24 protein-coding genes are annotated in these 22,287 nt (G+C 33.7%); 21 read left to right on the forward strand and 3 right to left on the reverse strand.

The window, feature by feature from the left end:
- Nucleotides 1-53 precede the first annotated feature (53 nt).
- The 17 genes from P3875_RS08830 to P3875_RS08910 all read left to right on the forward strand — a co-directional run bounded on the left by P3875_RS08830 (nt 54) and on the right by P3875_RS08910 (nt 15,331).
- Complete coding sequence (locus P3875_RS08830) at nt 54-809, forward strand: DUF3298 domain-containing protein (RefSeq protein WP_303443597.1); 756 nt, start codon at nt 54-56, stop codon at nt 807-809.
- A 5-nt stretch (nt 810-814) separates the two neighbouring features.
- On the forward strand, nt 815-2,287 hold the full coding sequence (locus tag P3875_RS08835; RefSeq protein WP_303443598.1) for an oligosaccharide flippase family protein: 1,473 nt from the start codon (nt 815-817) through the stop codon (nt 2,285-2,287).
- A gap of 4 nt (nt 2,288-2,291) precedes the next feature.
- Complete coding sequence (gene dut / locus P3875_RS08840; RefSeq protein WP_303443599.1) at nt 2,292-2,726, forward strand: dUTP diphosphatase; 435 nt, start codon at nt 2,292-2,294, stop codon at nt 2,724-2,726.
- A 13-nt stretch (nt 2,727-2,739) separates the two neighbouring features.
- A complete protein-coding gene (locus P3875_RS08845) occupies nt 2,740-3,750 on the forward strand; it encodes a sugar phosphate nucleotidyltransferase (protein ID WP_303443600.1) in 1,011 nt (336 codons plus the stop codon).
- A gap of 58 nt (nt 3,751-3,808) precedes the next feature.
- Nucleotides 3,809-4,627 carry a DUF4292 domain-containing protein gene (locus P3875_RS08850; protein WP_303443601.1) on the forward strand — a complete coding sequence of 273 codons (819 nt, stop codon included), beginning with the start codon at nt 3,809-3,811 and terminating at the stop codon, nt 4,625-4,627.
- Between the two features lie 25 nt (nt 4,628-4,652).
- Nucleotides 4,653-5,945, forward strand: a complete 1,293-nt coding sequence (locus P3875_RS08855; RefSeq protein ID WP_303443602.1) for a murein hydrolase activator EnvC family protein — start codon at nt 4,653-4,655, stop codon at nt 5,943-5,945.
- 2 nt (nt 5,946-5,947) lie between these two features.
- A complete protein-coding gene (locus P3875_RS08860) occupies nt 5,948-6,475 on the forward strand; it encodes a 3-hydroxyanthranilate 3,4-dioxygenase (protein ID WP_303443603.1) in 528 nt (175 codons plus the stop codon).
- A 44-nt stretch (nt 6,476-6,519) separates the two neighbouring features.
- Nucleotides 6,520-8,040, forward strand: a complete 1,521-nt coding sequence (gene amaB / locus P3875_RS08865) for an L-piperidine-6-carboxylate dehydrogenase (protein ID WP_303443604.1) — start codon at nt 6,520-6,522, stop codon at nt 8,038-8,040.
- Nucleotides 8,041-8,043: 3 nt separating this feature from the next.
- Nucleotides 8,044-8,451, forward strand: a complete 408-nt coding sequence (locus P3875_RS08870) for a DUF2059 domain-containing protein (RefSeq protein WP_303443605.1) — start codon at nt 8,044-8,046, stop codon at nt 8,449-8,451.
- 102 nt (nt 8,452-8,553) lie between these two features.
- Nucleotides 8,554-8,976, forward strand: a complete 423-nt coding sequence (locus tag P3875_RS08875; protein WP_303443606.1) for a hypothetical protein — start codon at nt 8,554-8,556, stop codon at nt 8,974-8,976.
- 59 nt (nt 8,977-9,035) lie between these two features.
- Nucleotides 9,036-9,419, forward strand: a complete 384-nt coding sequence (locus tag P3875_RS08880; RefSeq protein WP_303443607.1) for a YchJ family protein — start codon at nt 9,036-9,038, stop codon at nt 9,417-9,419.
- Between the two features lie 10 nt (nt 9,420-9,429).
- The gene (locus tag P3875_RS08885) at nt 9,430-9,570 is read left to right on the forward strand and encodes a hypothetical protein (protein ID WP_303443608.1); all 141 of its coding nucleotides are present in this window, start codon (nt 9,430-9,432) and stop codon (nt 9,568-9,570) included.
- A gap of 56 nt (nt 9,571-9,626) precedes the next feature.
- Nucleotides 9,627-10,328 (forward strand): ABC transporter ATP-binding protein, encoded by a 702-nt coding sequence (locus tag P3875_RS08890; protein WP_303443609.1) that lies wholly within the window; start codon nt 9,627-9,629, stop codon nt 10,326-10,328.
- Nucleotides 10,321-11,568, forward strand: a complete 1,248-nt coding sequence (locus P3875_RS08895) for an ABC transporter permease (protein WP_303443610.1) — start codon at nt 10,321-10,323, stop codon at nt 11,566-11,568. The genes P3875_RS08890 and P3875_RS08895 overlap by 8 nt, the downstream gene beginning before the upstream one ends.
- A 2-nt stretch (nt 11,569-11,570) precedes the next feature.
- Nucleotides 11,571-12,839, forward strand: coding sequence for an ABC transporter permease (locus P3875_RS08900; protein ID WP_303443611.1), 1,269 nt, complete (start codon nt 11,571-11,573; stop codon nt 12,837-12,839).
- Between the two features lie 38 nt (nt 12,840-12,877).
- Nucleotides 12,878-13,975 (forward strand): efflux RND transporter periplasmic adaptor subunit, encoded by a 1,098-nt coding sequence (locus P3875_RS08905; protein WP_303443612.1) that lies wholly within the window; start codon nt 12,878-12,880, stop codon nt 13,973-13,975.
- 3 nt (nt 13,976-13,978) lie between these two features.
- Nucleotides 13,979-15,331, forward strand: coding sequence for a TolC family protein (locus P3875_RS08910; RefSeq protein WP_303443613.1), 1,353 nt, complete (start codon nt 13,979-13,981; stop codon nt 15,329-15,331).
- A 51-nt stretch (nt 15,332-15,382) separates the two neighbouring features.
- Here the strand turns inward: P3875_RS08910 and P3875_RS08915 are convergent, their stop codons facing one another.
- On the reverse strand, nt 15,383-15,937 hold the full coding sequence (locus tag P3875_RS08915; RefSeq protein WP_303443614.1) for a 2'-5' RNA ligase family protein: 555 nt from the start codon (nt 15,935-15,937) through the stop codon (nt 15,383-15,385).
- Between the two features lie 115 nt (nt 15,938-16,052).
- Between P3875_RS08915 and P3875_RS08920 the strand changes: the two genes are divergently transcribed.
- From P3875_RS08920 to P3875_RS08935, 4 genes are all read left to right on the forward strand, one after another.
- On the forward strand, nt 16,053-16,538 hold the full coding sequence (locus tag P3875_RS08920) for an acetyl-CoA carboxylase biotin carboxyl carrier protein subunit (protein WP_303443615.1): 486 nt from the start codon (nt 16,053-16,055) through the stop codon (nt 16,536-16,538).
- 86 nt (nt 16,539-16,624) lie between these two features.
- Nucleotides 16,625-18,070 (forward strand): acetyl-CoA carboxylase biotin carboxylase subunit, encoded by a 1,446-nt coding sequence (gene accC, locus P3875_RS08925; protein WP_303443616.1) that lies wholly within the window; start codon nt 16,625-16,627, stop codon nt 18,068-18,070.
- A gap of 31 nt (nt 18,071-18,101) precedes the next feature.
- Nucleotides 18,102-19,172: a PDDEXK nuclease domain-containing protein gene (locus P3875_RS08930; RefSeq protein WP_303443617.1), complete on the forward strand. Its 1,071-nt coding sequence runs from the start codon at nt 18,102-18,104 to the stop codon at nt 19,170-19,172.
- Nucleotides 19,169-20,710, forward strand: a complete 1,542-nt coding sequence (locus P3875_RS08935) for an acyl-CoA carboxylase subunit beta (RefSeq protein WP_303443618.1) — start codon at nt 19,169-19,171, stop codon at nt 20,708-20,710. Before P3875_RS08930 ends, P3875_RS08935 begins: the two co-directional genes overlap by 4 nt.
- 114 nt (nt 20,711-20,824) lie before the next feature.
- Here P3875_RS08935 and phoU read toward each other — a convergent pair whose 3' ends face one another.
- Together phoU and pstB are read right to left on the reverse strand one after the other, a co-directional pair.
- Nucleotides 20,825-21,484: a phosphate signaling complex protein PhoU gene (gene phoU, locus P3875_RS08940; protein WP_303443619.1), complete on the reverse strand. Its 660-nt coding sequence runs from the start codon at nt 21,482-21,484 to the stop codon at nt 20,825-20,827.
- A gap of 50 nt (nt 21,485-21,534) precedes the next feature.
- On the reverse strand, nt 21,535-22,287 hold the full coding sequence (pstB, locus tag P3875_RS08945; protein WP_303443620.1) for a phosphate ABC transporter ATP-binding protein PstB: 753 nt from the start codon (nt 22,285-22,287) through the stop codon (nt 21,535-21,537).

Consider the following 22,287-nt stretch of genomic DNA (forward strand, 5'->3'; position numbering starts at 1 on the left):
TAAAACCGACTAAAATTTATAGATTTGTTTTAAAATAAACAGATTCAGGTGCAATGAAAAAACTTTTACTATTTATTTGTTTATCAATGTGTTTTTGGGGTTGCAAAAAGGAAAATCAGTTAAAAGTATCTACAAAAACGTATCGTTTAAATTCAGAATTTAACTGCGTACAAAACAATTGTACCTATGCATACATTGAAGTGCCTTTTTTTGAAGGAAAAAAGAAAACAGTAAAACCTATAAACGATAGTATTTTTAATTTTATTGAACAAACCATTCGTTTTAAAGGCGATAAAAAAGTAAAATCGTACGATACCTTAGCGCTAAATTTCATAAACCATTACAATGAAGTTTACCTGACTTATCCAGAAAACGCATTGGCTTGGGAAGCAAATTTCAAGGTTAGTAACAACTCTATGTCATCAAAATTACATCAAGTAGTTTATGAATATTATTTGTTTATTGGTGGTGCGCATGGCACACAGGCTACTAAAGTGTTTATTTTTGATACAACAACAGGGCAAATTCTTCCTAAAAATGAACTATTTGTAAATTTTAAAGGATTTAAAAATTATGCCGAAACCGAATTTAGAAAACAATTAAATGTTTCTGGTAGTTTAAAAGATAGTGGTTTTAATTTTGAAAACAATCAATTTCAGCTACCTAAAAACTTTTACCAAACCAACACCGAGTGGATTTTACATTACAACCCAAACGAAATAGCAACTTTTGGGCAAGGAGCAATTCAAATAAAACTTTCAAACAATGATGTTGAACGTTTTTTAAATCCTATTTACTTTAAAAATTAATTATTTTGAGTGTTTATAAAAGTCTTTTTAAATCAACTTTAGTTTATGGTATAGCTGCTGTAGTTCCCAAAATGATTGGGTTTATTATGGTACCTTATCACATAAAGTGGATGAACAACGAAAATGTATACGGTAGTTACAGCGTTTTGTTTACTTGGATTATGATTATGAATGCGTTGCTTTCATTTGGTATGGAAACAGCTTTTTTTCGCTTTTATAATAAGTTAGACGATAAAGAAAAAGTAAAAAACAACGCCCTTTGGTTTATTTTAGCAATTACCGCCGTGTTTACATTATTTACATTGGGCTTTAAAACACAAATTGCACAATTAATGGATAAAGATCCTTTAATAATTGCAATTATTATTGGTATTTTGGCTTTAGACGCCTTAGTGGTTATACCGTTTGCTATTTTACGTGCGCACCAACAATCAAAAAAATACACTATTTTAAAACTTATAAATGTTGTAGTAAACGCTCTATTAACTGTATTTTTTTTATATAGTATTCCTATGTTTATTAACAACAATCCTACCACTTCTATTTCACACTATTTTAGTTTAAATTTTCAGGTAGGTTACGTTTATTTAGCTAATTTAATTGCCAGTTTAGTTACTTTTTTAATGCTTTTTAAATGGTACAAAGGTTTAAAATTTACTTATGATTGGAAGCTTAACAAAGAAATGATAAAATACGCATTTCCTGTTATGATTGCTAGTTTAGCTTTTGCTATTAACGAAGGCATTGACCGGGTTATGATTGAAGAAATTTTACCAAAAGGCATTGGCGAAGCCGAAGCTGGTAGATATTCTGCCTGCTACAAAATTGGAATCTTCATGATTTTGTTTCGTATGGCATATTCATTAGGTATAGAACCCTTCTTTTTTAATTATGCAAAAAACAGCGACGCCCAAGAAAAATACGCAACCATTACTAAGTATTTTGTTATTTTTGGTAGTTGCGCCATGCTTGTAATTATTGTTTTTGCCGATTTATTAAAACCGTTTTTAATATCTAAAAAAGAATATTGGACTGCCATGGAAATTGTGCCTTATATAGTATTGGCTAATTTTATGTTAGGCATTTACACCAATTTATCGGTATGGTACAAACTACGCGATAAAACACATATTGGCGCATTAATATCTATAGCAGCAGCATGCTTAACCATAAGTTTAAATTACATTTTAATACCAGCAGTTGGTATTGTTGGTGCAGCAGCTACATCAATGATTGCTTATTTGGTAATGATGGTTGCATCGTACTTTATAGGTCAAAAATATTATCCAATACCTTACAACACTAAAGCAATTTCAATGTACTTAGGTATATCGGTTTTATTTTCGTTTGGATATTTTTACAATTTCAGAGAAAATTATTTTATAGGAATCGCATTCATTCTTATCTTCGTAGGATTGATTTATTATAACGAAAAAACAGTGATTAATCGACTTTTAAAATCGATTCAAAAAAAATAGATAAATGAAAATAAACATCATTAATAAATCGCAACACGCCTTACCAAGTTACGAAACATTAGCATCGGCAGGCATGGATTTACGCGCAAATTTAAATCAACCCATAGTTATCGAACCTATGGAGCGCGCTTTAATACCAACAGGTTTGTTCATAGAATTACCCATTGGTTACGAAGCACAAGTACGTCCGCGTAGTGGTTTAGCATTAAAAAAAGGCATTACGTGTTTAAATTCGCCAGGTACAATTGATGCCGATTACCGTGGTGAAGTTGGTGTAATTTTAGCCAATTTATCAAAAGAAACCTTTGTGGTAGAAAACGGCGAACGCATTGCACAAATGGTTATTGCAAAGCACGAACGTGCCGAATGGGTTATAGCAGAAGAATTATCAACAACAGAACGCGGTGCAGGCGGATTTGGCAGCACTGGTGTAAAATAATTAAGAATACAAAATGAAAATAATCGTACCAATGGCAGGTCGTGGCTCACGCTTGCGTCCACATACCTTAACAACACCTAAACCATTAATCCCTATTGCAGGCAAACCAATTGTTCACCGTTTGGTTGAAGATATAGCTAAAGTAATCAATCAACCTATCGACGAAATTGCATTTATCATACACGAAAGTTTTGGCAAAGGTGTTGAAAAAGATTTAATTGCAATTGCCGAAAAACTAGGCTCAAAAGGAACCATTTACTACCAAAACGAAGCTTTAGGTACCGCTCACGCTATTTTGTGTGCTAAAGAAAGTATGCAAGGACCAATTGTTGTTGCATATGCCGACACGTTGTTCCGTGCCGATTTTACATTAGACGCAGCTGCCGATTCTGTTATTTGGGTTAAGGCTGTAGAAGATCCTTCGGCTTTTGGAGTAGTACAATTAAACAATAAAAACGAAATTGTTGATTTTGTTGAAAAACCTACCGAATTTGTTTCTGATTTAGCAATTATTGGAATTTATTTCTTTAAATCGGCCGAAAATCTACGAAGTGAATTAGAATATCTTTTAGATAACAATATTGAAAAAGGCGGCGAATACCAATTAACCGATGCTTTAGAAAACATGAAACAAAAAGGATTGCGTTTTGTGCCTGGTAAAGTTGATGAATGGATGGATTGCGGAAACAAAAACGTAACGGTTGATACCAACAACCGCATGCTGAACTTTTTACACAACGATGGCGAAAATATGGTTGCTGCAAGTGCAACTTTAGAAAACGCAACTATTATTCCACCTTGTTATATTGGTGAAAATGTAATTTTAAAAAATGCAACGGTTGGTCCTAATGTTTCGTTGGGTAACAATTGCAAGGTTGAAAACGCAACCATAAAAAACAGTTTAATACAAACCAACGCCACCGTAAAAAATGCCGATTTAGACAATGCAATGATTGGTAATTTCGCAAGCTTTAACGGCACGTTTACCAACATAAGTATAGGCGATTACAGTGTGTTAGAATAATCATAAAAAAATCCGTGTTCACGGATTTTTTTGTTTCTTTATAGTTTAATTTTTTAAAATGAAACATTTTTTATTTTTATGCAGTGTTGCATTTTTGGCAGTAGCTTGTAAATCAACAAAAAAAAACACAACTACTACTGAAAATCAAGTTGAAAACAACTCAAAAATCATAGTTGTAAAACCAATTGAAACCAAAACAAATGCAGCAAATGAAAACAAACGCGCAGTAGCACAAATTGCAACTGCACATTACGGGTTGTTTAACAATTTTAATACGTTAAACATTATTGCCGATGTACATTATAAAGATAAAAACTTAGACCAATCACCAATTGCTGATATTAAAATTGAAAAAAATAAGCAAATTCTTATAACCGTAAAAGCACTTTTTGGTGTTACTGTTGCAAAAGTATATTTAACACCTGAACGCGCCAGCTATTACGAAATTATGGGATCGCATTACGATGGTGATTATAACTTTATAAAAACTTTTTTAGGCACAGAAGTTACTTATGAAAACGTTGAAAACTTATTGCTGGGTAAGGCTTTCTACGATTTAAATACAAATAATTATCAAAAAATAAAAAATAACGAATTAGAATTAAAACTGAACCAATTTTTAATGCGTTTGGTTCTAGGATCTAAGAATCAAGTAGCTTCTACAGAGGTAACCGAGAATAAATCGTCAGATAAATTGGTTATTCAATATCCAATGTATCAATCAAGTGAAAACATCTACCTTCCAAAAGAAATAAAGATTCATGCAATGCGTAAAGACGATATACAAATCAGTATCGATTACAAAAAAGTTTCGGTAAATCCATCAATCGATTTTAAATATAAAATCCCAAGTGGTTCCAAAGCTATAAAAATTTAATTATTTTTGAACAAAATTCAATTTAATGTACCGTATTTTATCAATCATATTCTTACTATTATCGTTTAACTCGTTTGCACAACAAGATTACGAAGCACAACAGCGTAAATTAGAAGAGCGCAAAGCTGCTATTTTAAAAGAAATTAAAGAATTTCAAACCTTGCTTAAAACAAATAAAAAGCAAGAACGTAATATTTTGGCCGAATTAAACGAACAAAACAAAAAAATAAAACTACAAAGTCAACTTATAAATAATTCGCAAAAGCAAATTCGCAATTTATCTAACGATATTTACGTTAACACTTTAGCTGCCAATAAATTAAGACGGGAGTTAGTAGTTTTAAAAGAAGATTATGCAAAAACCATTGTAAAATCGTACAAAGCTCGATCAGAACAAAACCGCATCATGTTTATACTTTCAAGTAATAACTTTTTGCAAGCTTACAAACGCATGCAGTATATTAAACAATATGCAAAATACCGCAAATCACAAGGCGATGAAATTAGAGCTAAGTTTGAAGAATTAGATCGCATTTCAAACCATTTAGAATCACAAAAAAACAAACAAAAAGTAGTTGCAAACGAACAAGAAAACCAACGTAAAGAACTAGAAGGTGAACGCAACAAACAAAGCGAACTAATGGCTTTGGTTAAAAAAGACAGCAAAAAATTTGCGGATCAAATACGTAAGAAGCAACAAGAAACTAAAAAAATTGACCAGCAAATAAAAGCAATAATTAAAAAGATTATTGAAGAAGAAAACCGCAAGCGCCGCGAAGAAGAAGCACGCCGCAAACGCGAAGAAGAAGCACGTAACGCAAAGGCAGGAACCAAAACAACAAACAAACCAACAGTTACTAAAGCAAGTACAGTAGGTAGGTTTGATATGACACCAGAAGAAAAAGCGTTGGCAACAAGCTTTAGCAACAACCGTGGACGCTTACCTTGGCCAGTAGAAAAAGGCTATATTTCGGCACGATACGGAACGGTTAAACACCCTGAATACGATATTGAATACGAAAATCACGGTATCGAAATTTCAACAGAAAAGGGCGCAGCGGTTCGCAGCGTTTTTGAAGGTGAAGTTTCACAAATTCAATTAATTGGTAATTCCCGTACGGTGTTTATTCGTCATGGTGAATACATTTCAGTATATCAAAACTTAGCATCGGTAAGCGTTTCTAAAGGTCAAAAAGTTTCAACCAAACAAAAAATTGGAACCGTAGGAACAAATTTTGAAGGTGTAGCCGTTTTAAAATTCTTAATTACTAAAAACAGCGATTACAATAACCCACAATCGTGGTTAAGCGCCAAATAATTATGAATATGAAAAAACCTTTTAACTTGCATAAGTGGATTAACGAAAACCGCGAATTGCTTAAACCACCCGTTGGTAATAAGAATATATATACCGAATCGGACGATTTTATAGTAATGATAGTAGGTGGCCCAAACGCACGCAAGGATTACCACTACAATGAAACCGATGAGTTTTTCTTTCAGTTAGAAGGCAGTATTTCAATTAACGTGCAAACACCAAAAGGCAAAGAAACGGTGCATTTAAATGCTGGCGATGTTTTTTTATTACCTGCCAAAACGCCTCATTCGCCCGCACGTACCCAAGGTTCGGTAGGATTAGTAGTTGAAGCAAAACGTACAAATGCAACCGATGGTTTGTTATGGTATTGTGAAAAATGTAATCATAAATTACACGAAGTGTATTTTACATTAAACAATATCGAAAAAGATTTTTTACCACATTTTAAACACTTTTACACGTCTGAAGATTTAAGAACTTGTAAAAACTGTGGTGAAATTATGCAAGCCGATAAACGCTTTATTGAATAAAACATACCCTTATAAATAGTTATTAACTTTTATCAAAAAAAACAATGCATTCAATTTTAAAACAATTAGGTTTACAATCTACAAACCTAGGATCATCAACCGGATCAAATTGGTTTGCAAATGGTTCAAAAATTTCATCATTTACTCCTGTAAACGGTTCTTTAATTGGCGAAGTAACTACTTCGTCAACCAACGATTATGAACAAGTGCTTACCACAGCCGAAAAAGCTTTTAAAGAATGGCGCTTGGTACCAGCACCTAAACGAGGTGAAATTGTACGCCAAGTAGGCGATGCTTTACGTGAACATAAAGATGCGTTAGGTAAATTGGTATCGTATGAAATGGGTAAAAGCTTACAAGAAGGCTTAGGCGAAGTACAAGAAATGATTGACATTTGTGATTTTGCAGTAGGTTTATCGCGCCAATTATACGGATTAACTATGCATTCAGAACGACCAATGCACCGCATGTACGAGCAGTACCATCCGTTAGGAATTGTAGGTATTATATCTGCATTTAACTTTCCGGTAGCTGTTTGGGCGTGGAATGCTGCTTTAGCGTGGGTTTGTGGCGATGTATGCGTATGGAAACCAAGTTCTAAAACTCCGTTATGCGCCATTGCTTGCCAAAATATTATATCAAAAGTATTTAAACAAAACAATGTACCAGAAGGCGTTAGCTGTTTAGTTACAGGAAATGCTTCGGGTGATTTAATAAATAACGACAAACGTGTACCTTTGGTATCGTTCACAGGATCAACACGCATTGGTCGTCATGTATCAAAAACAGTTGCAGAACGTTTTGGTAAAACCATTTTAGAATTAGGCGGTAACAACGCTATAATTGTATCAGAACACGCCGATTTAAGTATGGTTTTAGTTGGTGCTGTTTTCGGGGCAGTAGGTACTGCAGGTCAACGTTGTACATCAACAAGAAGATTAATTGTTCACGAAAGTGTGTATAATAAAACTATTGAAACATTAAAAAGTGCTTACAATCAATTAAAAATAGGCAATCCGTTAGATGCTAGCAATCACGTGGGTCCACTAATCGATACAAAAGCGGTTGAAGATTATGTAAATGCTATTGAAAAAGCCAAAGCCGAAGGTGGTACTATAATTGTTGAAGGTGGTGTTTTACAAGGTAACGGATACGAAAGCGGGTGCTACGTAAAACCATGTATTATTGAAGCACAAAATCATTTTGAAATTGTTCAAGAAGAAACCTTTGCTCCTATTTTATATGTAATGAAATACAGCACTATTGAAGATGCGATTGAAATTCAAAACAATGTACCACAAGGACTTTCTTCATCTATATTTACAACAAACATGCGCGAAATGGAATTATTTTTATCACACGCTGGTTCAGATTGTGGTATTGCAAACGTAAACATTGGTACATCGGGTGCAGAAATTGGCGGTGCTTTTGGAGGAGAAAAAGAAACAGGTGGTGGTCGTGAATCGGGCTCTGATGCTTGGAAAGTATATATGCGCCGACAAACAAATACAATAAATTACGGTAAAGAATTACCATTAGCTCAAGGAATAAACTTTAACTTATAAAAAATGAAAAAATTAGTATTAGCAGGTGCATTATTGTTTTGTGTACAATTTGCATCGGCACAAACAACAGATTTCAAAAAAGATGTAATTACATACATACAAGCTTCAGGTTCAGCATCGCAAATGACAGCGGTTTTAGAACCACTTTTAGAACAAATGACTGATGAAAACAAAGCGGCATTTACAAAAGAATTAAACCAAATTTTACCAAGTTTGTACGATAAAATGGCCGATTCAATTATGCGTTTTTACACACATGAGGACATTAAACAAATGATTGAGTTTTACAATTCACCTGTTGGTAAAAAAATACAAGCTACCACTCCAAAAATGACAAAAGAAATGATGGAAGTTGGTCAAGAATGGGGAATGACAGAATTACAAAGCGTATTAATGAAATACATGCAATAAGTAAAAGAGGTTTAAAAACCTCTTTTTTTATACTTAAAACATAAACTTTTGCGCTACTAAAAAAATTTGTACATTAGTGTCTTATTTCAATTTAAAAAAATTATGAAAAAAATTATCTACGCAACAATATTGGGCTTAACAATGCAGTTTGGATTTGCACAATCTCCCGATGCGGAAACTTTTGTAACAAACATGGGCGTTAAAACACAAATAGAAGGCGCTAAACAGCAAATTTTACCAACAATTATTGAAGAGAAATTAGAAGAGTTTAATAAAGAATTTGATGCTTTAGCTACAAGTTTTGTTACCGATTTCACTAAATTAATTGATGAAAATTATGATGTTGACGAACTTAAAAAAGCAAATGTTACTTTTGCCGAGAAAAAAGAATTAGCGCAAATTTTACCAAAAGATACTGCTGTTTTTGAAGAAAAAGTAAACACATTACAAATAGAAACCGGCATGATGATTCAAAGTATTATTGCAAAATACGGCAAACCAAATGCTTTAAACACCGAAGAATAAAAAATGAAATAATAAAGGGGGTAAGTAAATTAACCCCTTTTTTTATAAAACCATAATATATGAAATGCCCTTGCTGCTCTAACAAATTATACGCAGAATGTTGCCAACCGTATCACAATAAAGAAAAAAATGCACCAACTGCCGAAGCTTTAATGCGTTCGCGCTTTTCTGCATTTGCCATACCAAACGGCAACTATTTATTAAATACCACCTTGCCTGCAAAACGTAAATTTCATAGTGTTGAAGAATTACAAGAATGGGGCGAAATTAACAATTGGGTTAAATTAGAAATTGTGAATGTACCCGCAGAAAATCAAGTGGAATTTAAAGCATTTTATATTGATTACGAAGGAAAAGCTCAAATTCATCATGAATTATCAGTATTTCAAAAAATAAACAACCGTTGGTTTTATGTTTCGGGCGAATTTTTAAACGATAACTAATCATGTGAATATGGGAAGAAGAAACGAAACCAACCGATTGGCACATAAAAAAAAGGTAGATCAAAAAAAACAAAAGGCTACAACTGCCGAAATGCTTCGCAAAGAAAAATTAAAACAAATTCAACAAAAATTCAATCAACAAAAAATGTAACGTATTCAATTAAAAACATACTTACTTAAAAAACACCCTCTAAAATTACAATTGTTATGATAGAAATTAAAGAACTGCACAAATCTTATCAAATGGGTAAAAATGCTTTGCATGTACTTAAAGGCATCAATTTTAATGTAAAAGAAGGTGAATTTGTTTCTATTATGGGAAGTTCGGGTTCAGGTAAATCAACCCTTTTAAACATTATTGGTATTTTAGACGAAGCAGACGAAGGTTCGTATATCTTAGATGGAGTTCCTATTAAAAACCTAAACGAAACCATTGCTTCACAATACCGCAATCAATTTTTAGGATTTGTTTTTCAATCATTTAATTTAATAAATTACAAAACGGCTTTAGATAATGTTGCTTTACCGTTGTATTATCAAGGCATGGCCCGTAAAGAACGTATGGAACGATCAATGCACTACCTTGAAAAAGTAGGCCTTGCAAATTGGGCTAAACATTTACCAAACGAAATGAGTGGTGGGCAAAAACAACGCGTTGCAATTGCCCGTGCACTGGCATCAAACCCAAAAGTTTTATTAGCCGATGAACCTACAGGTGCTTTAGATACCAAAACATCGTACGAAGTAATGGAACTTATCCAACAAATTAACGATGAAGGCAAAACGGTTCTTGTTGTAACGCACGAACCCGATATTGCAAACATGACCAAACGTATTGTTTATTTAAAAGATGGGCAAATAGAATCGGATAAATTTGTTAACCAAATAAGAGCATCGCAAAATGTTTAGTATTGAACGCTGGCAAGAAATATTTGAGGGGCTGTCAAAAAACAAACTCCGAACGGTGCTTACAGGTGTATCGGTTGCATCAGGTATTTTTATTTTAGTGATTTTATTAGGGGCAGGTAACGGAATTCAAAACGGAATTCAAAAACAATTTGAACAAGATGCTGTAAACCGAATTACCATTTGGCCTGGTGTTACTCAAATGGAACATAACGGTTTAGGCGTTGGCAGAAAAATACAATTACGCAATACAGATTTCGATTTAACAACTACACTTTTTAGCGATTATATTGAACATAAATCGGCTGTATATTCAGTTTGGAGTGGCAATATTGTTTACAAAAAAGAAACAGGAAACTATCAGGTTGAAGGCGTTCATCCCGATCAACAATTTATAGAAAACGCATCAATATCACAAGGTAGATTTATAAACCACAACGATATTTTAAATTACGAAAAAAACGTAATTATTGGCAAAAAAGTAGCAACCGATTTGTTTAAAAAAGGAGAAAATCCATTAGGCGAAAAAATAAACATTTCGGGAATGATTTATAAAGTTGTAGGCGTTTATACCGATCCGGCTGGCGAGCGCGAAGAAAGCAGAGTTTTTATACCAATTACAACTGCCCAAAAAGCATACAGCGCCGGCGATAACATTCGCAGTATGGCATTTACACTTAAACAAGGCGAAAATTTAGATAAAGCCGTAGCCGAATCGCAAGAATTTTCAAACAAATTAAGTACATTTTTAAAAGCACGCCATAACATTGCTCCAACCGATGAAGGTGCTTTGGTAATAAACAATTCGTTAGAACAAGCCAAAAATATATATATAGTAACCGGCAGTGTTAAAGCCTTTTTTTGGTTTGTAGGTATATGTACCATAATTGCAGGGGTGGTAGGCGTTGGCAATATTATGTTAATTATTGTAAAAGAACGTACCAAAGAAATTGGCATACGCAAAGCATTAGGTGCTTCTCCATTTTCAATAATTACTATGATTTTACAAGAAGCTGTTTTTATTACTGTTATTGCAGGTTTTTCGGGCTTAATTGCAGGTTTAATTGTTTGGGAAGTAATTGCCCCACATGTTGAAGCCGACTTTTTTACGCGCCCCGAAGTTGATTTTAATGTAGCCATTACCACACTTATCATTTTAATTGTTGCTGGCGCATTTGCAGGTTTTGTTCCTGCTTATAAAGCTGCTAAAATTAGACCAATTGTTGCACTCAGAGGAGATTAGTTATGTTTAACCGAGATAAATGGAACGAAATTATTGAAGCCCTTTCGGCTAACCCATTCAGAACCATAATAACAGCTTTTGGTGTGTTTTGGGGTATTTTTATTTTAGTGATTTTACTTTCTGCTAGCCAAGGTTTACAAAATGGCATTAAAAAGCAAATGGGAGGCTTATCTACAAACACCATGTTTATGTGGACACAAAGTACTTCTAAACCCTATAAAGGCTTGCCACAAGGTAGAAATTTCAACTTTAAAAACAGTGATGTTGATGCTATTAAACGCAATATTAACGGACTAATGTATGTATCGCCACGTAATCAATTAGGTGGTTATAGAGGCAGTAACAATGTGGTGCGTGGTACAAAAACGGGAGCTTATACTGTGTATGGCGATTATCCTGAGTTTATCCTTCAACAACCAATGAACATTCTAAAAGGTCGATTTATAAATTATGGCGATATTGAAAAAAACCGCAAAGTAACCGTTATTGGCGAAGGGGTTATTCGTGAACTTTATGAACCAGGCGAAGAAGTTTTAGGTTCGTATATTAAAGTACAAGGTGTAAACTTTTTAGTGGTTGGTGTTTACAAAAGCATATCTAATATGGGTGGAAATGCCGAAGAAAGTCAAAAACAACTTTTCATGCCATTTACCACCTTTCAACAAGCTTTTAATTACGGTGATGTTGTGGGTTGGATGGCTATTACTGCTAAAGACAACACACCAATTACCGATATTAAAAAAAATATTTTTAATTTATTAAAACAACGCCATACCATTGAACCAACAGATGAAAGAGCCATTGGTCATTTTGATTTATATCAAGAATTCAAAAAAATAAACGGCTTATTTTCAATACTTACTGCAGTTTCATACATTGTAGGTATTTTTATTTTAGGTTCAGGTATCATTGGTATTGTAAATATAATGCTCATAATTGTTAAAGAACGTACGCAAGAAATTGGCATTAGACGCGCTTTAGGAGCAACACCAGCTGTTATTATTAAGCAAATTTTAACCGAATCGGTTGTGTTATCGCTTATTGCAGGCATGGCAGGAATTATCTTTGCATCTATTGTTCTTGCGCTTATTAATTTTGCAATTGAACAAGCGCCTAATAAAGACCAAATTCCTATTGTAAACCCAAGTGTACACTTAGGTGTAGTAGTTATTGCCCTACTTATTTTAGTAATTGCTGGCTTGTTAGCTGGCTTAATACCAGCAATAACAGCTATTAAAGTTAAACCAATTGACGCATTACGAACCGAATAATTTTTAAATTTTACATTAAACCTTAAATAAATAGATCTATGAAAAAAGGTTGTACTATTACCATTTTAGTTTTTTTAGCAATTGCATTTGCAGGTGCTTTATTTTGGGTGTATCAAAAAAATGCACAACCGCCTGTAGTTTATGAAACCGAAAAGGCCGAAATACGTTCCATTTCAAAAAGCACCGTAGCAACAGGAAACATAAATCCTAAAGAAGAAGTTTTAATTAAACCTAATATTTCAGGAATTATTGAAGAAGTGTATGTTGAAGCTGGTGATAACATTAAAAACGGTGATTTAATTGCTAAAATTAAAGTAGTTCCAAATGTTTCTAGTTTAAATTCGGCAAACAACCAAATTCAAACGGCTAAAATCGATTTAGAAAATCAAAAAAGAATCATAGAGCGCCAAAAAACCTTGTTTAACAAAGGAGTTATTTCCGCAAACGATTACGACGCTGCTCAAACCGCCTATAAACAAGCACTGCAGGCGTACAATGCTACCGTGCAAAGTGCCGAAATTATTAGAACAGGTACCACAAAAGGCTTAAGTAATATTGCACAAACCTTAATTAGATCAACCGTATCGGGTATGGTACTTGATGTTCCCGTTAAAAAAGGAAACCAAGTTATTGAAGCCAATAATTTTAACGAAGGAACAACCATTGCTAGTCTTGCAAATGTTAATAACATGATTTTTGAAGGAAAATTAGACGAATCTGAAGTTGGAAAAATAAAATTAGGCTTACCCTTAGAAATTACTATTGGTGCTATTGAAAACAAAAAATTTGATGCAGTGCTAGATTACATTGCTCCAAAAGGTGTTAACGAAAACGGCGCCATGCAATTTCCTATAAAAGGGACTTTAGTTAATAAAGATGCCACTTTTATACGTTCGGGCCTTAGTGCAAATGCTTCTATTATCCTTTCAAAAGTTACAAATGTATTGGCTATAAAAGAAGGTTTGGTACAATACGATGAAAAAACTAAAAAATCGTTTGTTGAAGTGATGGTAGGCGATCAAAAATTTGAAAAACGCTTTGTAGAACTTGGTGTAAGCGATGGTATTTACGTTGAAATTAAAAAAGGAATTACCAAAAACGATAAAATTAAAGTTTGGAACCAAATTAAAAAGTAATGTATGAAAAACTTTAGCTTGCTACTTAGCGTTTACTTGCTTTTTGCTGTTCAGGCGTTTGCACAAAAAAAGTGGACGTTAGAAGAGTGCATTCAACACGCATTAAACAACAACATATCTATTAAACAAATAGAACTTGATAACCAATTGGCTGCCATTGATCAAAAAGATGCATACGGTAGCTTTCTTCCAACATTCAACGCTTCGGCTTCACATTCATGGAACATAGGTTTAAATACTAATATAACAACGGGTTTGTTAGAAAATCAAACCACGCAGTTTACATCGGTTGGTGCATCAGCAGGTGTTGATATTTACAAAGGTTTGCAAAACCAAAACCGTTTTCGCAAATCTAAATTGGCTTTGATATCTGCCCAATATCAACATTTAAAAATGGAAGAAGATGTTGCCTTAAACGTGGTAAATGCCTATTTGCAAATTTTATTTAATAAAGAAAATTACAAAGTACAAACCCAACAATTTAATGCCGATAGTTTACAATTAGTACGTTCGCAAGCATTAGTAGATGCTGGAATGATACCAAGTGGCGATTTGTTTGATATGAAAGCTACTTTAGCAACTGATAAACAACGCATTATTCAAGCCGATTATAATTTGCTAATTTCTAAAATGAGTTTGGCGCAATTGCTGCAATTAAAAGATTTTAAAGATTTTGATATTGATGAAGTGGCGTACGAATTTCAACCAAATTCTATTTTTTTCGAAACGCCTGAATCCATCTTTTTAAAAGCTAAACAAGAACGTACCGAACTTAAAATAGCCGAAAACAATGTAAAAATGGCCGAAAAAGATATTGAAATTGCAAAAGGCGCTCGCCTACCCTCGTTGGTTGGGTTTTACAGTTTTAGTTCACGTGTTTCGTACGCCAATCTCCCAAATGGTTTAGGCGGTGTTATGGCGCCTCCACCCTTTTTTGAACAATTAGATACATATAAAGGTCATAATTTTGGTTTGCAATTAAACATACCTATTTTTAACGGCTTCAGCGCTAAAAACAATATAGAGCGTACTAAATTAAATTTAGAAAAAAACAAATTGGCTTTATCGCAATCAGAATTAGATTTAGAACGAAATATCTATACTGCGTATGCCGATGCCAAAGGTGCTTTAGAGACCTATGTTGCAACACGCGAAATGTTAAAAGCACGTGAAGAAGCTTTTCGTTACACAAAAGAACGATATGAAAACGGTATGGCAACTGCGTTTGACTATAACCAAGCGCAAACACTATTTGTAAACACCCAATCTGATTTATTGCGTACTAAATACGATTATGTTTTCCGTACGCGCATACTTGAGTTTTATTTTGGTATACCCATTATACCAAACAACTAAACTTTTACAATAAAAAATAAAAGCGAAAACTAATCAGTTTTCGCTTTCTTTTTAAAACAAGCTTCCTTGTATTTCTTTAGGTTTGCTAAGAAACGGAAATTCTTTTAAAATTTTAAATTGTTTTTCGGTTTGGTTAAACTTTCGTAAAGTAAGGTGGGTAATTTCAAAATCAAAATGTACTTGTGTAAATAATTGTTGCGCTATTTGTAAATTTTCGGGCGATAACTTTCTTGCAATAGACATATGCGCATTAGTACTAGTAATTGTTTTTTTAATTTGATTAGATTCCTTAATAATCTGTTTCATTAAAAAAGTAAAATGTTCCGCAGAATTTTGGTTCGGTTTTATGTAAAAAGCACCATTATCAAACCAATCAAAAGCATTACAAGTGGTATAAAAAGGTTTAATATGTGCGGCAATACGTTCTAATTGCAAACAAAATATATCTTCATTAGCTTCGCTTTCTTCAAATTCAAAAATAGTAAAATGCGCTAACGAGTTTTTGCTATTAAACCATCCTATTTTATTTGCTAACAGCAATTTCATTTGCTTTATAGCGATAATAGTTTGCAAATTGGGCATAAAAACCACCGAATATTTTGCCATTTTGTTTTTGTTCAAATATCGTAATAAGCAATCAATTAAAGTATTAAAGCACCTATTTAATTAAAATATTTGCAAATTTTTAAATAACTTTACCCCTTAGAAACAATTACATACAATGAACAACACACTTAAAGTTTCTGTAAACAAAGAATACAACTTTGATATTACAGAAGAGCAACTGCTTGCAGCCGATGCAGTGAGTTTAAATAAAGAAACCTTTCATGTGTTGCACAACAATACTTCATACCACGCAAAGGTTGTGCATACCGATTTTATTAACAAAACTTACACAATTGTTGTAAACAACAACGAATATGTGGTAAACATTGCCAACCATTTAGACCAACTTATTAAAGAAATGGGCTTTGAAGTAGGTAAAACCAAATTGGTTAATGCCATTAAAGCTCCAATGCCAGGCTTAATTTTAGAAATTAACGTTACTGTTGGCCAAGAAGTGAACGAAGGTGATAACTTATTGATTTTAGAAGCCATGAAAATGGAAAATAGTTTTGATTCGCCACGTGCTGGAATCATTAAATCTATTGCGGTTACTAAAGGTCAGGCAGTTGAAAAAGGTCAGTTATTAATTGAATTTGAATAAAAATAGAAATAAGTACCAAGAATAAAGTAGCAAGAAATTCTTCTTCTCTTAGTAAAATGGTCTTTTTCTTTTATCTGAAATAAATCATGAAAAAAATATTAGTTGCAAACCGTGGTGAAATTGCACTGCGCGTAATGAAAACAGCAAAAAAAATGGGAATTAAAACCGTTGCTGTTTATTCGGTTGCCGATCGCCAATCACCACACGTAAAATTTGCCGACGAGGCTGTTTGTATCGGTGAAGCACCATCAAATCAATCGTATCTTTTAGGCGATAAAATCATCGAAGTATGTAAACAATTAGGTGTTGATGGGATACATCCAGGATACGGATTTTTATCAGAAAACTCAAAATTTGCCGAATTAGCAGAACAAAACGGAATTACATTTATCGGTCCAAAATCACATGCTATTGAAGTTATGGGCGATAAATTAGCAGCAAAAGATACCGTAAAAGCTTACGATATTCCAATGGTTCCTGGTTTAGACCACGCCATTACCGATATTAACGAAGCTAAACAAGTTGCAAAAGAAGTTGGTTTTCCTATTTTAATTAAAGCATCAGCCGGTGGTGGCGGTAAAGGTATGCGTGTTGTTGAAAAAGAAGCCGATTTTGAATCGCAAATGCAACGTGCTATTTCCGAAGCTACTTCAGCTTTTGGTGATGGTTCTGTTTTTATTGAAAAATATGTAGGTTCACCACGCCATATCGAAATTCAAGTAATGGCCGATACTCACGGCAATGTGGTTTATTTGTTTGAACGTGAATGTTCGGTTCAGCGTCGCCACCAAAAAGTGGTTGAAGAAGCACCATCGGCTGTTTTAACTCCCGAAATTCGCAAAGCAATGGGCGAAGCTGCTGTAAAAGTAGCCAAATCATGTGATTATGTGGGTGCAGGTACGGTTGAGTTTTTGTTAGATGAGAACAAAAACTTTTACTTTTTAGAAATGAACACACGTTTACAAGTAGAACACCCTGTTACTGAATTAATTACAGGTGTTGATTTAGTTGAAATGCAAATTCGTGTAGCGCGTGGCGAAGTACTTCCAATCAAACAAGAAGATTTACAAATAAAAGGTCATGCCTTAGAATTGCGCGTATATGCCGAAGATCCTTTAAATGATTTCTTACCATCGGTTGGTAATTTATCAACTTATATTTTACCAGAAGGCGAAGGGGTACGTGTTGATAATGGTTTTGAACAAGGTATGGACGTACCTATTTATTACGACCCAATGCTTTCAAAATTAATCACATACGGCAAAGACCGTAACGAGGCTATACAGCTAATGTTAAAAGCTATTCAAGATTATAAAATTGAAGGTGTAAGTACCACATTGCCTTTTGGAACGTTTGTTTTTAAACACGATGCGTTTGTTTCGGGTGATTTTGACACGAACTTTGTTAAGAAGTTTTACAGTGCCGATATCATTAAAGAAAATCAAGCAAAAGAAGCCGAAGTTGCCGCTTTAGTAGCATTGCAACAATATTTGGCTGACCAAAAAGTTTTACGCGTACCAACAAAGTTGTAGGTATAACAATAAAATATTGAAATAAATACAAGTGACTAACAATCTTTCAAATACAAAATTCTTTTCACAAATTGTTGATTTATTACTATCGGCAAAAAGTAATGTAGTGCGTACCATTAACCAAACAATGGTAACAACCTATTTTCAAATTGGAAGAATGATTATTGAGGAAGAGCAAGATGGTAAAGATCGTGCAGAATACGGAAAAGGTCTTTTAAAAGAATTGTCAAAAGCGCTAACAAAAGAATTTGGCAAAGGTTTTTCTGTTCAAAATTTAGAAAGAATGCGTTTATTTTATCAAACGTATTCAATTTCCTCAACACTGTCGAGGATTTCTGAAAAAGGTCAAACACAATCTAACGAATTTCAAAATGCTGAACAACAAAATATTTCTGTAAATTTCAACTTAAGTTGGTCGCACTATTTAAAGCTCATGCGGATTGAGGATGAAAACGAACGCAAGTTTTATGAAATAGAAGCTGCTAAAAACAATTGGAGTGTGCGTGAATTGGAACGTCAGTATGACTCTGCTTTATATACACGATTAGCCTTAAGTAGAGACAAAGAAAAGGTAATTGAACTTGCAGAAAAAGGACACATTATTGAACATCCAAAAGATGCTATAAAAGATCCATATATTTTAGAATTTATTGGCTTACCTGAGCATTCCGCTTATTCAGAAAATCAGCTAGAGGAAGAAATAATTAACAAATTAGAACATTTTCTACTAGAATTAGGTAACGGATTCACATTCGTAGCAAGACAAAAACGTATTTCTTTTGATGATAAACATTTTTGGATCGATCTAGTTTTCTATAACAGAATTTTAAAATCGTTTGTTTTAATTGATTTAAAAATTGGTGAATTAAAACATCAAGATATAGGTCAAATGCAAATGTATGTAAATTACTACGATAGAAAAATTAAATTAGAAGACGAAAACAAAACCATTGGAATTATTCTCTGTCAAAATAAAAGCGAAGCAGTAGTAGAATTTACATTACCTGAAAATAACGAACACATTTTTGCTAGTAGATATAAAACCGTACTTCCAAGTAAAGAAGATTTTAAATCACTTATAAGAAAACAACAAAATATATGAATACAAAATTTGATATTTTAAATAAAAAAATAGCCGAAACCAAGCTAGGTGGCGGTCAAAAGCGTATCGACGCACAACACGCTAAAAAGAAATTAACCGCTCGTGAGCGTATTGAATATTTTTTCGATGAAGGTTCATTCGAAGAAATCGGGGCTTTTGTAACACACCGTACCAAAGATTTTGGTTTAGACAAAGAACATTATTTAGGCGATGGTGTAATTACTGGTTACGGTACCGTAAACGGACGTTTAGTGTACGCTTTTGCTCAAGATTTTACGGTTTTTGGTGGAGCTTTATCTGAAACACATGCCGAAAAAATATGTAAAGTAATGGACATGGCCTTAAAAGTAGGCGCACCAATGATTGGTTTAAACGATTCTGGTGGCGCACGTATCCAAGAAGGGGTACGTTCGTTAGGTGGATATGCCGATATTTTCTTCCGTAATGTACAAGCTTCGGGTGTAATACCACAAATTTCGGCTATTATGGGACCATGTGCTGGTGGTGCTGTTTATTCGCCTGCTATGACCGATTTTACTATGATGGTTGAAGGCTCATCGTATATGTTTGTAACCGGACCAAATGTTGTAAAAACAGTAACTAACGAAGAAGTTTCGGCCGAAGAATTAGGTGGTGCATCAACACACTCTACAAAATCGGGGGTAGCACATACCACTTCTGCTAACGATGTAGAATGTTTAGAAGATGTGAAACGCTTATTAAGCTATATACCACAAAACAACCAAGAAGTTGTTGAAGATTTACCTTTTGATTTTGGCGATGAAATACGTGAACAGCTAAACAACATTGTGCCCGATAATGCCAACAAGCCTTATGATATGCACGATGTGATTAATAATGTTATTGACGAAGATTCGTTTTACGAAATTCATAAAAACTATGCCGAAAATATTATTGTAGGATTTGCACGTATTGGTGGGAAATCGGTTGGTATTGTTGCAAACAACCCTATGTTTTTGGCAGGATGTCTAGATGTGAATTCATCAATAAAATCAGCACGTTTTGTACGTTTTTGCGATGCTTTCAACATTCCCTTATTAGTTTTGGTAGATGTACCAGGATTTTTACCAGGTACCGATCAAGAGTGGAACGGAATTATTGTACACGGAGCCAAACTATTATACGCATTATCAGAAGCTACTGTGCCAAAAGTTACCGTAATTACGCGTAAAGCCTATGGTGGTGCTTACGATGTAATGAACTCTAAACACATTGGTGCCGATATGAACTTTGCTTGGCCTGGTGCCGAAATTGCCGTAATGGGAGCAAAAGGCGCATCGGAAATTATTTTTAAACGCGAAATTGCCGAAGCAGCAGACCCAGCAGCTAAATTAGCAGAAAAAGAAGCAGAATATGCCGAAAAATTTGCAAACCCATACCGCGCTGCTCAACGTGGTTTTATTGATGAAGTTATTTTTCCACAAGATACCCGCAGAAAATTAATTAAAGCGTTTAAAATGCTTGAAAATAAAGAGGTAGCAACACCAAACCGCAAACACGGAAACATACCGTTGTAGCAGTTTGTTTTTATAAAATAGAAAGACCGTTCAGCCCAAGTTGAACGGTCTTTTCAATTGAAAAGACCGTTCAGCCCAAGTTGAACGGTCTTTTCAATTGAAAAAAAATTAATATTAAACCAGCTTTTCGTGTCTGATTATTTTTGCATTAATTATAAAGTAAACCGATTCTACAATATTTGTACAATGTTCACCAATACGATCAATGTGTTTAAGCGCTAAAATTAAATGTGTACCCGAAACAACTGTTTTTGAATTAGTTTTCATTTCATTGATAATTGCTAATATAACCTCATCAATTTTTTGTTTAAGCTGCGTGTTTAACGTAAAAATTTCTTGTATTGCATTTTCATCTAAAGTTTGAAAACAAATGTTTGTTTTAATAGCCATAGATTCAACTTCACGAGCAATTTCTGAAATTTTAAATTTTGAAATTAACTGATGTTTTTCGTTAATGTATTTATTCAACTTAATAATACTCATAGCCAAATCGCCCATACGTTCAATTTCGGCACTGATTTGAGTTGCCGACATGATAAAGCGTAAATCTTTAGCTACGGGTTGTTGTAATGCAAAAATACCTTGACATATATCGTCTATTTTTACATCAAGCTTATCTATTTTATTTTCTGTTTTTTTAACTTCTTTTTTTTCAGAAATGGGTTCAGAAAGCAAAACGCCAACTGCTTCAAATATCTGACTTTCGGCAAGATTACTCATTTTTACAATTGCATTTTTAAGTTTTGCCAATTCTATTTCTATTTGTGATGCCATTTTAATTTAAATTTTTAATAATGAATTTAATAATGCGCTAACTTTAGATATTAACCAAAACGTCCGGTAATATAATCTTCGGTTTGCTTTTTCTGCGGCTTGGTAAATAAAGTTTTGGTTTTATCAAACTCTATTAATTCGCCCATATAAAAAAAGGCAGTAGCATCGCTCACACGTGCTGCTTGTTGCATGTTGTGTGTTACAATTACAATGGTATATTTCTTTTTCAAATCAAATATAAGCTCTTCAATCTTAGCCGTAGAAATTGGGTCTAAAGCCGATGTAGGTTCGTCCATTAATAAAACCGATGGTTGTACAGCCAAAGCACGTGCTATACACAAACGCTGTTGTTGACCACCTGATAACTCAAACGCCGATTTTTTTAATTTGTCTTTAACTTCGTTCCAAAGAGCCACTTGTTCAATTGAAGTAATAACGCGTTCTTCAATTATTTTTTTATCGGTAATACCGTTAACTTTTAAACCATATGCAACATTCTCATAAATAGATTTTGGAAATGGATTTGGTTTTTGGAAAACCATACCCACGTTTTTACGCAAATCATCAACATTTTTATTTTTAGCGTAAATATCTTCACCGTCTATTAAAATAGAACCTGTTAATTTGGTGTGATCTATTAAATCGTTCATACGATTTAACAAACGTAAATAGGTTGATTTACCACAGCCTGAAGGGCCAATTAAAGCTGTTACAGTGTTTTCTTTCATTGAAAGCGATACATTGTGTAATGCTTGTGTTTCACCGTAATAAAAATTGATATCTTTTGATTCTATTTTATGCAT

The sequence above is a fragment of the Myroides sp. JBRI-B21084 genome, assembly GCF_030545015.1.
Lineage (GTDB): Bacteria > Bacteroidota > Bacteroidia > Flavobacteriales > Flavobacteriaceae > Flavobacterium.